The 17701-nt window shown below is 46.5% G+C and carries 8 protein-coding genes; 7 read left to right on the plus strand and 1 reads right to left on the minus strand.

The genetic code is table 11. The features are described from left to right. Window positions 1-281 precede the first annotated feature (281 nt). From NG833_RS27865 to NG833_RS27880, 4 genes are all read left to right on the plus strand, one after another. Window positions 282-2183, plus strand: coding sequence for an ATP-binding protein (locus NG833_RS27865; RefSeq protein WP_254568523.1), 1902 nt, complete (start codon window positions 282-284; stop codon window positions 2181-2183). Between the two features lie 535 nt (window positions 2184-2718). Further along, window positions 2719-2901: a hypothetical protein gene (locus NG833_RS27870; protein WP_254568524.1), complete on the plus strand. Its 183-nt coding sequence runs from the start codon at window positions 2719-2721 to the stop codon at window positions 2899-2901. 925 nt (window positions 2902-3826) lie between these two features. Further along, window positions 3827-6889, plus strand: a complete 3063-nt coding sequence (locus tag NG833_RS27875; protein ID WP_254568525.1) for a PAS domain S-box protein — start codon at window positions 3827-3829, stop codon at window positions 6887-6889. 185 nt (window positions 6890-7074) lie between these two features. Beyond that, a complete protein-coding gene (locus NG833_RS27880; RefSeq protein ID WP_254568526.1) occupies window positions 7075-12528 on the plus strand; it encodes an ATP-binding sensor histidine kinase in 5454 nt (1817 codons plus the stop codon). A 7-nt stretch (window positions 12529-12535) separates the two neighbouring features. On the opposite strand, the gene NG833_RS27885 is transcribed toward NG833_RS27880, so the two are convergent. Then, window positions 12536-13453: a phosphorylase gene (locus NG833_RS27885; RefSeq protein ID WP_254568527.1), complete on the minus strand. Its 918-nt coding sequence runs from the start codon at window positions 13451-13453 to the stop codon at window positions 12536-12538. A 204-nt stretch (window positions 13454-13657) separates the two neighbouring features. On the opposite strand from NG833_RS27885, the gene NG833_RS27890 reads away from it, so the two are divergent. The 3 genes from NG833_RS27890 (at window position 13658) to NG833_RS27900 (ending at window position 17487) form a co-directional block, all read left to right on the plus strand. Next, on the plus strand, window positions 13658-15055 hold the full coding sequence (locus NG833_RS27890) for a DNA phosphorothioation system restriction enzyme (protein ID WP_254568528.1): 1398 nt from the start codon (window positions 13658-13660) through the stop codon (window positions 15053-15055). A 69-nt stretch (window positions 15056-15124) separates the two neighbouring features. Then, a complete protein-coding gene (locus NG833_RS27895; RefSeq protein ID WP_254568529.1) occupies window positions 15125-15418 on the plus strand; it encodes a hypothetical protein in 294 nt (97 codons plus the stop codon). After that, a complete protein-coding gene (locus tag NG833_RS27900; protein ID WP_254568530.1) occupies window positions 15415-17487 on the plus strand; it encodes an AAA family ATPase in 2073 nt (690 codons plus the stop codon). Before NG833_RS27895 ends, NG833_RS27900 begins: the two co-directional genes overlap by 4 nt. The last annotated feature ends 214 nt before the right edge of the window (window positions 17488-17701 follow it).

Here is a 17701-nt window from a genome sequence, read left to right on the forward strand (position 1 = left end):
CCAAAAAATAAAACCTTCAAAAAACCCGCAGGCTCAAGCCTGGGGCTACACGGACAAAGCCCGCCTGCGCGGGCTAAAAGAGCCTTGTTAGGTGCGATCGCATCAAAGCAAGGATGATTTATTTGTTGGAATCCCCTTATGGATTTCATCCTGTGCCGACTCCCTAGAAAGGGGTCTGAACTAGAGAATCGATTGGCATGGTGTCAGGTTAAATGAATTTCGCGGCACACTTTAAGTAAGAGCCGAAGCTCGATTCGGGTTGCTCCTTTATACGTCTTGCTATGGCTAATTGTTCTATTTCTTCGATTAAAGACCTCAATACGGCGATCGCCGCTCAGAACCCTTTCCCTTACCCTGCATCGGTGAGCGATCGCGAAATTTGGCGCGATGACCTTCCCAATCTCAATAGCTTGAACGATCGCATTCGTCAGGTGGTTTTTCAAGCCCTGGACCGCTCTCGCCAAGGTCGGTCTGCTCTGAGTGCGATCGCGGTAACGGGCAATCCGGGCATGGGCAAAAGTCATCTGCTCAGTACCCTGCGCCATCAGGTCCAACAAGATGATAGCGCGCTGTTCGTTTATATCAATGCCGGTCAATTAACGGACTTAAACCTCCTGCGCTATCAATTTCATCAGCGCGTTGTGGAGAGTTTGCGCTATGCCGGTCAAGGGGGCGTGATGCAGTGGCAATGCCTAGGGGCAGCGATCGCCAATCACGCTATTCATGCGATCGACCCCAACGCCCGCAGCTTTACTCCCCCGGAACTGATTGCCAAACTCAACAATCATACCCGGGTTAAAAATCAAACTTGGGTCAATCAACTCACGGAAGGCTTCTGCAAACTTAAACCGGCTTTGGCCGATCCGGATCTGGTCCGAGCCATTATCTGGACCCTATCGACCATTGAAGCCCCCTACAGTATTAAATGGTTGTCTGGGGCGGCGATCGCCCCTTCTAAAGCTACGGAACTCGGTTTACCCAATCGGTCCCGAGACTCCCGCGATGCTGATGCCTGGGAAATCCTCATGCATACCCTAACCCTAATTAGTGCTTATTACCCCCTGATAATATGTTTTGACCAGCTAGAGGCGGCAGATAAAAGCGATACGGGGTTAAAACGAGAACGGGTCGTTGCCAGCATTATTAAACGAATCTGGGATACCCTGCCTCGGGCCTCCCTAGAACGGGGAATGGTCCTGTTCAGTGTGATGACGGAGGAAACTTGGCGCAATAAGGTCCAAGCGCTGCCCCCGGGAATCGCTAACTACCTGTGCAAAGGCGAACCGATGCAGTTATACCAGATTAGTCCCGAGGGGATTGTGGAGTTGGTTCGCCTGTGGTTACAAGAGTTTTATGAACATTACCATTTAACCCCACCGAACCCGGTTTATCCGTTTGAAGCGGGTCAATTGAGAGCGTTAGCGCGGGAACAGTTGTCAGTTCGGGAGATTTTGGAATGGTGCGCGGAAAATTTCCATCCGGTGGAAGAAGACCCCTTTGAACAGGTCGAAACAGCCTTTGAACGGGAACAGAGTTTTTCGGAGAATCCAGAGTCTGTGTTCGATAATCAGACTGTCGCTCAGGCGGTTTATTTTGGGTTCCAACGGGTTGTGGGACAACCGATCGCCGGGGTGGAAGTGGAGTCAGTGAGCGATCGCATTCAGCGCGATCGCCACAATCGCGGTTATATTCAATTTACCTTGACCACTCGTGAGAATGGCCGTCTATCCACCCTCGGTGTTGCCATCCTCCAAGAGATGCAGAGCCAAAAAGTGGAAGCGGCTTTAAAACGGTTGGTTCAATATGAAACCTTTGATCTCACCTGTGGCTGTTTAGTTCGCCCTGACGAGAACCGGATTCCCCCCCATTGGCAAGCATCCCGCTATCTACAAGAGTTCACCGGGGAACGGGGGGGACAGTGGGTGGATTTGAAAGCGGAGGATCTTCTCCCCCTGATTGCCTTATGGCGGGTATATCAGCGCCGGATTGAGTATGGACTGCGGGCGGAACAAATTTTTGAGTTTATTGCTTACCGAAAACTGGCTGCCGAAAATCCACTATTACAGGCGATCGCCCGCAGTACCCTTTCTCCAGAACGGGTCCAAGAGGCGACGGTTACTCCCGAGTCTGAATCGGTTAAAGGGATTAATTTAGCCACCTCAGCAGACCGTTCAGGGGGCTAGGGGCTGATGATTTTGACCCCAACCCCTCACTACAGTTTTGAGGGGTAATTTTTATGGGATTTTATCCGAGGAGTCTCTGTCCAATCGATGCTGGAGTTCCCGGGTTAAATCAGTATGATTACCGAGTCAATCCGGTTATTTTGCTGTGTAAACTAAAAGGAAAGAAACAGGATTGAGGGCGATCGCGTCTCTAGGTCAAATCAGCGGTTTCAGCCAGATCTCAAGCTGTCATAGTCGGGTCTCTCAACAGGTCTAAACAGCTTAGGCTGTAACTATTAGAACCAGTCGGTTCATCCAACCGTCTATCCCTGAAGAATTCAGTGAAAATCAATACAGTCTATGGGATTCCAGTGCTGACATTTCTACCCAACGGTTAATTTTATCCGATCGCCGTCAATCAGTCCCTAATTTTAATAATTCTTAACCGATTGTTTGGACTTTTGTAACTTTTGCTTTATAATCTGTTACAGACAAGAATCGCAAAAACCAGCTAGGGATCGCCTTGCTGGGTATGAGAACTAGACGAGGAAAGGTCATGTCTGAAATATTCCCGGTTATCCTCTTGGCCATTGGCACGATAGCGATCGCTTACTTCCTAGAGCTATTTGCTGCCATCTTTGGAGATGTATGGCTATTAATCGCCTCCATTCCCAGTTGGTCCTGGACCCTTGTCTTATTACTGGCCGTGATTGCTACTTATAAAGCCTTACCTGGATAAGTAATTATACTTAAGCCGGTTCGGACAGTCTGGGTCCAACACTCAAAAGTCCCAGGGTAAATTCTACACCCAATCACGCCATCCCCGTGAGCGTCAGCCCCATGCCCAACCTAACCCCAATCAATCTGTGCGAATCTCTAACTTGCCGGAGTCAATTCCACTGCAACAATCGCCCAATGTTCCCATTGGGAAATATTCCGATGGCAAGATAGGCTAAACTGTCGCCGCAGCAATGGCAGAATAGCTCATGAATGCTTCTTTCTAAGCGTTAATCACTACAACACTCTTTCGACCCTTATCATTCCAAAGGGTCGGTTTTGGGCGGATGGAAACCCTTAGTCCCATACAGCAACCCGGGCAGCATTTGGAAGAAAACGCAGAGAGGCGATCGCACTGGAACCCGAACCGGATCACCCCTAGGGATTTTCCCTGGGACTCCGGTTCATGCCTCTGGGGAAGATTATCTGTGATTTATTTCTCTGCATTTGCAAGGTGAAGGGCTGTACATAAATGGCCGCAACACCTTGAATTTTGCCCTCGGATGACACCCCAAGCGGATTTTGCGGACCGGGTGGCAACGAATCAAGGGGGTGAACTGGCGTGGCTTAGAAGTGGGATAGTGGGTTCCAGTCAACCACAACTCAATAACAACTCAACAGGTTTCAAAGGTGCTTTTTAAAGAATGATGAGTACCCGATGGAGTATAAACCGGGCTATTATTATTAACATAAAGAAAAAATAAAAAGTTCTTAAAAGACTGGAAATCATTTTTTATAAATTTTGTCAAGTCTCTCAAGAAATAAATAGGCAGGTTACTGCTTTAGGAATTTCAAATGAGTCCGGCTACTCCAGAGAGTAGCGGTTCCCAAAGCGATTGAAACCTCCAAAGTTAATCCCAGAAATTTAGTGAGTGAGGTAGGCTCCAATGGTCACACAGTCCCAACTGGTAACACTGCAAAAAGAATATGCCGAACTCCAGAAGAGGCTTCACGAGAGTGAAAGCCTGTTCCAGGTTAGCTTTAGTCAAGCCCCGGTGGGAATGGTGCAGTGTGGATTAGACGGTCAAATTTGGCAGGCGAATCAGAAATTTTGCGAGATCGTCGGATACACAGCGCAGGAGTTGCGATCGCGAAGTTTTGAGGACCTGACTCACCCGGAGGACTGGAATGGAGAATTAGTCTGGGCCCGAAAATTAGTCAATGCTGAAATTAATACCTACTCCCTCCAAAAGCGATATTTGAGAAAGGACGGCGCGATCGCCCGCGTTTCCCTGCGGATGAATTTGGTCCGGGATGGGAAAGGACTGCCACAGTCAGTCATGGGTTTTATTACAGAAATCACCGATCGTCAAGGTAAAATCCACCGAAACAAAGATGAAGTAAAACGGATTAAAGCGCAACGCCAACGCGCTGAAGCTGCTTTGCATGAATATGAAGCCCGCTTTGAACGGTTAGCGAAAAGTTTACCGGGAATGGTTTATCAATACCGTCAGTACCTGAACCAACAAACTGATGATATTTTTACCTATGTTTCCCCCGCTTGTCGAGAGATTTATGAACTCGAACCTGAAGCGGTCCTCAACAATTCCCAGTTGATGTGGCAAATCATTCATCCAGAGGACAGTACGGGATTTGCGCGCTCATTCATCCGTGCGGCCCAAACGGGAAAAGAATGGTATTATCAGTGGCGGATTATCACCCCTTCAGGAAAGCTGAAATGGCTGCAAGGAGCTGCCAAAATGTCACCTCAACCCGATGGAGCGATGTTATGGGATGGGATGGTTTTGGATATTACCGATCGCAAGTTAGCCGAGGATTCGATGCGTCAACAGATCGAGATGTTGGATCGGGCGAATGACTCTATTGTAATTCGCGACTTAAACGATAAAATCCAATATTGGAATCAAGGTGCTGAACGATTATATGGATGGAGTCTCACCGAAGTCATGGGACAATATATTCATGATTGGTTGCAGACAAGCTTTCCAGATCCGTTGTCAGAAATTATGGCAATTTGTTTACGAGAAGGACATTGGCGAGGAGAGTTGGTCCATACCAAACAAGATGGCACTCAAGTTGTGGTTGAAAGTCGGTGGACCTTGCAACGGGATGAACAGAATCATCCTCGGGCTATTTTAGAAATTAACACGGATATCAGCGATCGCAAACAAGCAGAACAGGCTTTAAAAGAGAGTGAAGCTCGCTTTCGGACCACCTTTGAACAAGCGGCAGTGGGGGTCGCTCATGTGGATTTTGAGGGTCGTTTTATTCGGATTAATCAACGCTTTTGTGACATTGCAGGGTATTCCAAACCGGAAATGCTGGCCCTGACGTTTCAGGAGATTACCCATGCCGAGGATTTAGATGTAGATTGGGAATTGGCCCAGCAAGTGAAGCGAGAGCAAATTACTCATTACTCCATTGAAAAACGCTATATTCGCCAAGATAAGACCTGGATTTGGGTGAATTTAACCGTGGCGATGGAGCAAGATGGGAGTTATTGGATTTCGGTGATAGAAGATATCACCGATCGCAAGGAAGCTGAAGCGGCAAGACTCAAAAGTGAGGCTAAACTTCGCGAAAAAGTGGAGGGAGAGAAACTGCTGAATCGGCTGACTTCCCAAATCCGTAATTCCCTGGATCTCAATCAGATTCTGCAAACTGTGGTGACTGAATTGCATCGGGTTTTGAATCTGGATCGCTGTTACTTTTTGTGGCATCAAACCGAACCTACTTCAGTTTGGTCTTGCATTCAAGAGGCTAAACGGCCCAATTTAGACAGTTTCTTGGGGGAATACCCGATTCAAGATAATAACGCTTTATATCTGAAACTGACTGCCGGGGAAATGGTCTGGTGCGATGATTTGGGCCAATCGGCGGGTCGGGACTGGCAGACTATTTATTTAGAATATGGCTTCCGTTCTATTTTGTTAGTTCCCCTGCGTAAAAGTAATGGAAAATTAGGGGTAATTTGTTGTGCCACGGTGGGCCAAACCCGTCCCTGGAAGTCGTCAGAACTTCATTTGTTAGAGGCGGTCCGAGACTGCATGGAAATTGCTATTTTTCAGGCAGAACTCTATAAAGAAGCCACGGCGCGATCGCAAGAACTCGAACAAACCCTCAAGGAACTCCAAAAAACTCAAACTCAACTGATTCAAAGTGAGAAAATGGCGGGATTGGGCCAATTGGTGGCTGGAATTGCTCACGAAATTAATAATCCAATCAGCTTTATTTTTGGAAATATCATCCATGCTAGAGAGTATCTTTCCGACTTACTAGAAGTGGTGGAACTTTATGACCAACATTATCCAAATCCTGTAACTGAGATTATAGATAAAGTAGATGAGGTGGACTTAGAGTTTTTGAAGGAAGATTTTTCTAAACTGTTGGACTCGATGGAACAGGGGGCGATTCGCATTCGAGAAATTGTGACCTCGTTGCGGACTTTTTCCCGGTATGATGAAGCGGCGCTCAAAAAGGTCGAGATTCATTCAGGAATTGAGAGCAGTTTAATGATTCTGAAAAATCGGTTAGAAGCTCAAGGGAATCGTCCGGAAATTGAAGTGATTCAAAACTATGGAATCCTTCCCAAGGTGGAGTGTTTTGCCAGGGAACTGAATCAGGTATTTATCAATATTTTGGCCAATGCGATCGATGCCATTGATGAAGCGTCTCGCCAGGGTAATCCCCGGGAATCGGGTAAAATCTGGATTCAGAGTCAGGTCCTCCCGGGCGATCGCATTGCCATCCAGATTAAAGATAATGGCTGTGGCATTGCAGAAAATGCCCTCCCGCGCCTCTTCGATCCCTTTTTTACCACTAAACCCATCGGCAAAGGGACGGGGTTAGGATTGGCCACTAGCTATCAAATTGTGGTCGATCGCCACAAAGGTGGGCTCGAATGTACCTCCACCCCAGGGATCGGAACTGAATTTACGATTGAACTGCCTATTCACCAGGAGCAATTTCACCAGGATAAAAAAGGATAAAAGGGACTGATAAATATTAGCGCTCTCCCCCATCTTCCCCATCCTCCCCATCTTCCCCATCCTCCCCCATCTCCCCATCGGTCCTCAAAAAAATCGCAATTATTGTTAACTGGGATAGCAATCGAGGTAGAATAGAATGAAAGCAGAACACTTAAAAAAGTGTCAGGGACTGGAGAAACGAGATAATGCACGCGATCGCTGACTATTTGATTACCGAAAAAATTCATGAAAGTATTCATACCCTGGTGTACCGTGGATCGCGGCCCGGGGATGACACCTCCGCGATCATTAAAATCCCCAATGCTGAATATCCGACTATGGGGGAACTGGTTCGGTTGCGAAATCAATATGCGATCGCCAAAAATCTCAACGTCCCGGGAATTGTCAAACCCTTAAGCCTAGAACGCGATCGCAATGGGTTGGCTCTGATTTTGGAAGATTTTGGCGGAATTTCTTTAAAAGATTATACCACATCTCATCCCCTTTCTATTGCTGACTTTCTCTACATTGGGATCCAAATTGCCGATGCCTTAGAAGCGTTGTATCAAAATCGCATCATTCATAAAGATATCAAGCCGGAGAATATTTTAATTCACCCCCTGACTAAGCAGGTGAAGGTGACAGATTTTAGTATTTCTTCGCGGTTGCCGAAAGAAAGCCTGACTTTGGTCAATCCCACTGTTTTAGAGGGGACCTTGGCTTATATTTCCCCGGAACAAACCGGGAGAATGAACCGATTCATTGATTATCGCACGGATTTTTATTCCTTGGGGGTAACCTTTTATGAACTGTTAACGGGAACCTTGCCATTTGCCTCGACGGATGCGATGGAATTAGTGCATTATCATATCGCCAAGCAGCCGGTACCCCCGAACCGTGTTGTTCCGGAAATTCCCGAGGCGATCGCTGAAATTATCATGAAATTGATGGCGAAAAATGCCGAAGAAAGATATCAAACAGCCCGGGGATTAAAAGCGGATTTAGAAACCTGTTTGATGCAGCTACAAACCACCGGCAGCATTCAACCCTTTGCTATTGCCCAGAAAGATAGGGCGGCGCGATTCCAGATTCCGGAAAAACTGTACGGACGATCGGGGGAAATCGAGCGCTTACTGGGGGCATTTGAAACTGTTGCTGCTGGCCCTGTTCAACTGATGTTAGTGGCGGGATATTCGGGGATTGGGAAATCCGCATTAGTTCACGAAGTCCATAAACCCATTCTGGCAAAACGGGGTTATTTTATCTCGGGAAAATTTGACCAGTTTAAGCGAAATATCCCATTTGCCCCGTTGATTCAAGCGTTTCAAGATTTAATTCGCTACCACATCCTCACGGAAAGTCCCAAGGCGATCGCCACCTGGAAAAAACAACTCTCTGCCGCCTTAGAAAAACAAGGCCAGGTCATCATTGAAGTGATTCCTGAACTGGAATTGCTATTAGGAAAACAGCCTGCGCTTACCGAACTTCCGGCGGCTGAATCCCAAAATCGCTTTAATCGAGTTTTTCAAAACTTTATTCGGGTGTTTGCCAATGAACATCATCCGTTGGTGTTGTTTTTAGATGATTTACAATGGGCGGACATCGCGTCATTAAAATTACTAGAGTTGCTTTTAAACGACGGGGAATTACATCATCTGCTGGTCATTGGGGCTTATCGGGATAACGAAGTGAGTCCGGTACACCCCTTGATGTTGATGGTTAATCGCCTCCAACAAACCCAGGGAGTGGGAATCAACCGGATTGAAGTTCCCCCTCTGAAGCAAGAGGATGTGAATCAGTTAGTTGCCGATGCCTTAAGCTGTCCACAAACGCGATCGCAACCGATTTCCGAATTGGTATTTCAGAAAACTGAAGGAAATCCGTTCTTTGTCACCCAGTTTCTAAAATCCCTGTATGAGGATCGGTTATTAGAGTACGATGGCGATCGCGGGTATTGGCAGTGTGACCTCACCCAAGTGAAATCCTTAGCGGTTTCCGAGAACATTGTAGAATTTATGGCAACTCAGTTGCAACGGTTACCGGCCCCCACCCAAACCGTTTTAACCTTAGCCGCTTGTATCGGGCATCAATTCGACCTCGCCACCTTAGCCGTCGTGTATCAACAGTCCCTCGGGGAAACGTCAGCCCAATTGTGGTCAGCCCTGCAAGCGGGGGTGGTGATTCCCGTCAGCGAGTTGTATAAATTCTTCCAATCCGATTCGGGGTCCGAGGGGGAAGAGATGAACACCGAAGCTTCTTCGGTCCAGTATAAGTTCTTGCACGATCGCGTCCAGCAAGCCGCTTATTCTCTCATTCCTGACCCGGAGAAACAAGCCACCCACCTGAAAATCGGACGGTTACTGTTACAAAATACCCCCGGGGAAGCGGTAGAAGAAAAAGTTTTTGATTTAGTCAATCAATTGAATCTCGGGGCTGATTTAATCGAGAGTTTAGGGGAAAAATATCAATTAGCAGCCTTGAATCTGCAAGCGGGAGATAAAGCAAAAGCGGCCACGGCTTACGAACCAGCATTACGGTATTTGGAGGCAGGGTTGGCTTTATTGCATCCCACCAGTTGGGGCGACTGCTATGAGTTAACCCTCCAGCTTCATCTGGCAGCCGCAGAATCGGCCTATTTGAGTACCGAGTTTGAGCGCATGGAAGGCTTGGCAAAAATCGTCCTAGAAAAAGCCGAGACCCTCTTGGACAAAATTCAAATTTATGAAGTCAAAATTCAAGCCTACACCGCTCAAAATCAACAACTGGAAGCCTTAGCGACTGCCAGAGAAGCCCTGGCTTTATTGGAAGTTAAATTACCGGAAGAACCCAGCTTTGACCATATTCAGACTGGACTCGGGGAACTGTTTTCCCGGTTAACGGTTCAGCCTGTCGAAGCCTTAAGCGAATTGCCCAAAATGAGCAATCCTGACAAAAAAGCGGCGATGGGGATTCTCAATAGTGCCATTGCCCCTGCCTATCAATCCGCGCCTTTATTGTTACCCTTACTGGTGTTTGAAGAAGTTAAGCTATCTCTGGATTATGGCAATAGCGAGGAATCGACTTATGCCTACGCCTGTTATGGATTAATTTTATGTGGCATTGTTGGAGATATTGAAAGCGGCCATAAATTTGGACAATTAGCCTTAACGGTGTTGGCGCAATTCGAGAATCAAAAACTCAAAGCCCGGACCATGATGGTGGTAAATAATAATGTCCGGTTGTGGAAGGAACCCCTCCAACATACGGTTGCACCTTTACTGATAGCCTATGAGAGTGGACTGGAAACGGGTGATGTAGAATATGCCGGGTTATGTGCATATAATTACTGCATTAATTCCTATTTTGCTGGGAAAGAATTGGGACAGTTGGAAGCGGAAATGTCTTCCTACAGCCTGCTGATGGAGAAACTCAAGCAGACGAATACCCTCAACTATCAAAAAATGTACTGGCAGGCCGTGTCTCACTTGATTCGAGGGGCCGATCGCCCAGAACATCTGGTGGGGGAGCTCTATAATGAGTTCATCATGTTACCGCTGCATGAACAAACTAGCGATCGCTACGGCTTATGTTGTTTGTATCTGAACAAACTGATTCTCAGCTATCTCTTTAGAAAAAGTGACTCTGCCTTTGAAAATGCTGGAATAGCCGCCAATTATTTAGATGGTTTGACCGCAGTTTATCCGTTACCCCTGTTCTATTTTTATGACTCTCTGGCTGCATTAGGGGTTTATCAAAATCAGCCGGAAGCAGAACAAGAGGTTCTGTGGGATAAGGTGAAAGAAAATCAAGGGAAAATGAAAAAATGGGCAGAATTTGCCCCAGATAATTTTCTGCATAAATATGAACTGGTAGAAGCGGAAAAAGCCCGAGTTAAGGGGGATATTGCCGAGGCGATCGCCGGTTATGACCGGGCCATTCTCCACGCCCGGGAAAGCCAATATATCCAAGAAGAAGCCCTCGCTAACGAACTCGCGGGAGAATTCCATCTTCAGCGTGGCAGTCAACAAATCGCCCAGTTTTATTTAACTGAAGCCTACTATGGATATGTCCGGTGGTCAGCCAGCGCTAAGGTGAAATTTTTAGAACAAAAATATCCGTTAGTATTGGCCCGAGTTACCCAACGATCGGTGATTCGGCCCTTCAGCATTCAGGAAACGATTTCCTCGTTTTCCACCACCAGTACCAGCATCACCCAAGACTCTTCTGTATTAGATATGACCACGGTAATGAAAGCAGCCTTAGCGCTTTCTGAAGAACTGGTTTTGGATAAATTCCTGAATAAGTTAATGCGGGTTATCCTGGAAAATGCGGGGGCACAAACGGGGTTTTTAATTTTAGAAAAAGAGGGAAAACAAGTTGTTCAAGCCTCTGGGAATATTGAAGATGAGACGCTGACGACTACGATACCGTCTATTGAAATTAGTTGCACGGGAATTTCCCTGGAAGAGTTCTCCTGTTTGCCCTTAAGTATTGTTAATTATGTGCATCGGACCGGGGAAGTTCTGGTCATCAATAATGCGGCAGTGGAGTCAGTATTTACGACGGATCCGTATATTACCGCGAAGCAACCGAAATCCATTCTTTGCTTCCCAATGGTCTACCAAGGCCACACTGTAGCAATTTTATACTTAGAAAATAATTTGAGTGCGGGAGTGTTTACCCGGGACCGCCTTGAAGTCTTAAAGTTACTCTCGTCTCAGGCGGCTATTTCCCTAGAAAATGCCCGATTATACCAGAATTTAGAACAGTCGCTTCAGGACTTAAAAGAAGCCCAATTGCAACTGGTTCAGACGGAAAAAATGTCTACCTTGGGACAGTTAGTCGCGGGAGTCGCCCACGAAATCAACAATCCCCTCAGCTTCGTTCACGGCAATTTGAATATGGCCCTAGAATATGCCGAAGATTTGCTCAACCATCTGCAACTCTATCAGCAATGCTATCCTGAACCTGTTGCCGATATCCAAAATCATGCCACGGCGATCGATTTAGAATACTTGCAAGAAGATTTCCCGGAAATGCTCAGGTCCATGAATCTGGGAACCGATCGCATCAAGGAAATTGTCAAATCCCTGAAGAATTTTTCCCGCAAAGACCCTGGAGTGTTTCAAAAATCCGATATTCATGCCGGACTCGATAGTACGCTGCTGATTTTATCAAATCGCTTGAAAGCGACAGGTTCTAAACCCGCAGTCACGGTGATTAAAGAGTATGGAAATCTCCCCTTAGTTCCCTGCTATCCTGGACAATTGAATCAGGTGTTTATGAATTTGATTGCTAATGCGATCGATGCGTTAGAATCAGGTATTTCTAGTCATTTTTCCTCGGTTACCAGGGGTTCATCTGGAGAGAATACCCCTGCACTTTTGCCGAAAGAACCTGAACCTAAAACTATTCGCATTCGGACAGAATTGAAAGATAATTGTGTGGCCATTCAAATTGCTGACAATGGATCGGGGATGAGTGAGGAGGTTCAACAACAACTATTTCGTACCTTTTTTACCACGAAACCGGAAGGAAAAGGAACGGGACTGGGGTTATCCATTAGTCATCAAATTATTGTGGACCGTCATCATGGTAAACTCCTGTGCAGTTCCCAACCCGGGGCAGGCACAGAGTTTACCATTGAGATTCCGATTCGCCATGAAAATCGGGCGGTTTAATCCGGGTTTAGGACCGAGGCGATCGCCCGACGGTTTCTAATATTTTCAGGGGACCGACTGCTTTGAGAAGCTGCATTTCCTGGGAATTCCGGACAAAGAGGGAACCAGCAAAGGCGAGGGAGTTGATGGAAATGGACTCAAAACTTTCCTGCGATCGCGGGACAATCAGCATCCAATCTCGGGTGATTAAAAGATTGTAAGGACCTGGTTGTTTCGGGTTTGTTACCTCCGGGTTTAACCCGACAGTTGCTAACAGTTTTAAATAGTATTTAAGGGTGATTTGTGCTGCTTCTAAGGGATGGTTAAATAAGTCGGGGTCAAAAAAAGTGACGGCACAATCAAAGGGAAAGGCGGCGATCGTTCCTACCCCATCTACTACCGTTGCTGAGATGATCGCCGGTTCCAAAGGCATCCTAGGTCCATCGGAGGCGATCGGTAGGGGGACTAATTGCAAATGTTTGTGTCTCTGACTCGCCCCCGCTTCCTTTCCCCCATTATAAAAGCCTAATCCATCAAACTGCTGTAAACAGCCCCACATCGCCTCAAAATCAGCCAGGGTGAGTAACATTTCCTGTTCTTCAAACTCTCGCGTTACTAATAACAGATGATAGTCTACGACATTAAATTTATTTAATAAACAAACATGAGTGGGGGAAATATCGGCAACAAATAAATCCCGGTCATAAGGTAAAAAGGGATTAAATTCTTGACCGGATTTCTGAGTTTTATCAGCTTCAGATGCCTTAGCTTTCTGCTTGCGATCGAGATTCGACAAAATCCGTACTAAAAAGCGCAGTCCTTGGGTTTCTAAAAACTCAGAATCCGTGGGAATCGATTGGAGTGCGCCGGATTCAATTCCATGTTTCGTACAGTGTTTCACCTTAAACCATAAGGTATCAGGTTCTAGGGTGAGGCTGCCTTGCATCCTCGGTTTGTCCTCTATCATGATGGAAATGTGACGGATAAGATTACCGGATCTACTGTAGAACAGATTCCGAGATTTGACTAGACTGGAGCCGGTTGGAACACTTGAGGGCGTGATTAATCTTTCTATTTTATCAGGGTTTGAATAAAAAGTCCAGGATTTTAAGATAAAATAAAAAATATTTTTTTATCCCAAATTTGACGAATGAGTGCATCGAATCCTGCTCAAAAATCGGGACCGGGGGTTCCGACGCTGCCGCCTAATTTGCATCTGCGATCGTATCAAAAACAGGCGATCGCCAGTTGGTTTGGCAACCAAGGACGAGGGACCCTAAAAATGGCCACGGGAAGCGGCAAAACCATCGCTGCCTTGGCGATCGCCACGGAACTCTATCACCGCATCGGATTGCAAGTATTGCTCATCCTCTGTCCCTACCGCCACCTCGTCAATCAGTGGGCGCGTGAATGTGAGATGTTCGGACTGGCCCCAATTTTAGCCTTTGAAAATGTTAACACCTGGCAAAGTCAGCTTTCCACTCAACTTTACAACGTCAGCGCCAGTCTCCAGCCTTTCCTCACAATTATTACCACCAATGCCACCCTGATTAGTGAGGGATTGCAGTCTCAATTGCGGTACTTTCCTCCAAAAACCTTGATTATAGGAGATGAAGCGCACAACCTGGGGGCACCGCGTCTCGAAGAAAGTTTACCCAGGCAAATTGGCTTACGATTAGCCCTTTCTGCCACCCCTGAACGCTATTTTGATGAGACTGGAACAGCGGGTTTACTTGACTATTTTGGCCCGGTTATTCCCCCGGAACTGACCCTAGCCGATGCAATTAGAGCAGGAGCCTTGGTGCGGTATCTCTATTATCCCATTTTGGTGAATTTAACTGAAAATGAAGGCTATGCTTATTTGAAATTAACCAAGCGAATTGGCTGGGTGTTACGCCATCAAGAAACGATGGACCTCAATCATGATGATTTAAGAGGATTAGTCATGCAACGTGCCCGGTTAGTTGGGTCAGCGAGTAATAAATTAAATGCTTTGAGGGAGTTAATGAAAACTCGTTTACATACCAGTCATACCTTATTTTATTGTGGCGATGGTACCGTGGAACAGTCCGCTTCCCGGGGCAGTAATCGCCAACTGGAAGCGGTTTCCCACCTGCTGGGGTCGGAACTGGGCTATCGGGTGAATACTTATACCGCTGACACGGCGATCGAGGAACGAGAAGAACTCCGACGGCAATTTGAAAGCGGAGAATTACAAGGATTAGTGGCAATTCGCTGTTTAGATGAAGGGGTAGATATCCCGGCGATTAAAACCGCTGTTATTCTCGCCTCTAGTGGCAATCCCCGCCAGTTTATCCAGCGTCGCGGTCGGATTTTACGCCCCCATCCCAACAAGGATAGAGCGACTCTCTTTGATACCATTGTCATGCCTCCAAAACTGGACCGAGAAGCCTTAGAAATAGAGCGAAATATCTTAAAAAAAGAACTACGCCGCTTCATAGAATTTGCGGATTTAGCCGACAATGCCGGAGAAGCGCGAATGCAATTACTCCAACTTCAGAAATTTTACGGATTATTAAGTCTTTGACAGTTGGGGTTAATCCAGGTAAAATTAATGACAATTGGGTAAAACTTCAATCGGGGAGGAAATCATCAAATGTACGCCAGTCACCCGCCAGAATCGGATACAACCTTGGGAGTCGCCTATCCTTCCGAGACAGTTCCTGTCAAAAAGCACCTCATTTTCGCAGAAAAGCAACCCGCCTATCACCCCAGCAATCGACCCCATGAGGAACTCCGCGATATCGAAGAACCGATTACCAGTGCTTCCCCAGAAGTTCGCGCCATTATTGAGCGGGTTTTGGAAGCGGAAAAAGATAAACTCTATATGAAAATGCCCCGGAATATTAACGATGATATCCTCAAAATTGTCAAGGAAGTAATCCAATGAAACTGATTTCTCTGACGCTTTGTAATTTTCGCCAATTTTATGGTAGAACCCCGGAAATTTCCTTATCCCGAGGGTCGCATAATACTACCATTATTCATGGCAACAACGGGGCCGGTAAAACCACGATTATGAATGCCTTTACTTGGGTACTTTATGAACAATTTTCCGCTGCCTTTGCCGGACCCGATCGCCTCGTGAATAAACGCGCCATCACCGAAGCAAAACCCGGTGAACCTGTTGCCTGTTGGGCGCAATTGGTGTTTGAACATGACAGCAAACGCTATCAAGCAAAACGCCTAATTCGCGCTTACAATACCTCCACGGGAATTACTCACGGGTCGAGTGAATTATTTATGACGATCGCCGGAGATGATGGCAGATGGTCCCCGCCTCCACCTCAACAACATCCCGATGATATCATTGGCCGAATTTTACCGGAAAGTTTACATCAATATTTCTTTTTTGATGGAGAACGAATCGAGTATATTGTCAGGTCCGAAAAAAAAGCTGAAATTGCCGAAGCGACTAAAAAATTACTGGGATTAGAAGTCTTAAATCGGGCAATTCGGCATCTCGGGGAAACCCGCAAAAACTTAGAAACTGAATTAAAAGCGATTGGCGACCCCCAAACCAAACAGTTATTAAAAGAAAAGGCAACCCGAGAGAAAGAGGGCACTCGCCTCCAGAAACGGCAAACTGAGATTACCAAAGAGTTAGAAGCACAAGCACAACTGAAGAAAACCATTAGCGATCGCCTCCTGGAATTAGGCGGTGCCGAAGAATTGCAAAAGCGGCGCAAAAACCTAGAGGAACAGAACTCCTCCATTCGCAACCAATTAAAACAAACTAAAGAAGCGCTCAAACGGGCCATTTCTAGCCAAGGTTATATCACCTTACTGGGAGAATTTACCGGCGAATTTAGAACCCTAGTCAATGATTTAAGGAACCGAGGGGAACTACCGGCAGGGATTAAACAACCCTTCGTCCAACAATTGCTCGATCGCCAACGTTGTATCTGTGGTGCCGAACTTAGCGAAGGCAATCCCGCCAGAAAACTCGTGCGATCGTGGATGGATAAAGCAGGGATGGCAGACATTGAAGAAACCGCCATTCGCATGAGTACCCAAGTCGAGGCGATCGACAAACAAGTACCCGATTTTTGGCAAGAAATGGACCGCCAACAGAAGGCGATCGAGGGATTTAGAACTGAACTTTCTGCCATAGAAACCCAACTCGATGAAATCAAAGACAAGCTGAGAAGCTATCCCGATGAAAACATCCAAGAATTGCAGAAGCGCCTAGACGAAATCGAGCGCAAAATGAGTGAACTTGACCGAGAACTAGGGTCTAATCAAACCCAGATTGATAGCTTGCAAGGGGCGATAGACCGTTTGAATAAACAAGTGGAAAAGCAGAAAAGCAACGAAGAGAAACAGGAGTTAGCCAAAAAAAGAGTATTTGCCACCCAGGATGCGATCGACCGCTTAACCGAGGTGCGATCGCGCCTAGAAAACCAATTCAGAACCCAACTCGAACAGCGAGTTCAGGAAATCTTTAGTGAAATTTCCTTTACCCCCTATCTCCCCAAACTTAGCGACAAATACGAACTCACCTTAATCGAAAATACCAGCGGATTTGAAGTCCCCGTTGCCGCCTCCACCGGCGAAAATCAAATCCTCAGTTTATCCTTCATTGGCGGCATTATCGACGGCGTTCGCGAGTGGAGTAAAAAGAACACCTTAATGGGACCAGATAGCAGTACCTTCCCCATCGTCATGGACTCCCCCTTTGGCAGTTTAGACGAAATTTATCGCCGCCAAATTGCCAAAATTCTGCCTCAACTTGCCAACCAACTCGTCGTCTTAGTCACCAAAACCCAATGGCGGGGAGAAGTCGCCCAAGAAATGAAACCTTACATCGGCAAAGAATATGTCCTAGTTTACAACTCTCCCAAACCCGATTGCGAAGAAGATTGGATTGAATTAAGAGGGATGCGCTACCCCTTAGTTAAACTCAGTCCCAATGAATTTGAATATACCGAAGTTGTGGAGGTAGACGAGGCATTTTAAAACAACTTTAACCTTTTACCCCGGGACCAGAAACCGGGTTTCTAGCCAAAATTGCTGCAACTTCGCATAAACTCTGTTAAGAAACCCGGTTTCTAACCTTTTACCCCGGGACCAGAAACCGGGTTTCTAGCCAAAATTGCTGCAACTTCGCATAAACCTTGTTAAGAAACCCGGTTTCTAACCTTTTACCCCGGGACCAGAAACCGGGTTTCTA

The organism is Oscillatoria sp. HE19RPO (genome assembly GCF_024220515.1).
GTDB lineage: Bacteria > Cyanobacteriota > Cyanobacteriia > Cyanobacteriales > Laspinemataceae > Laspinema.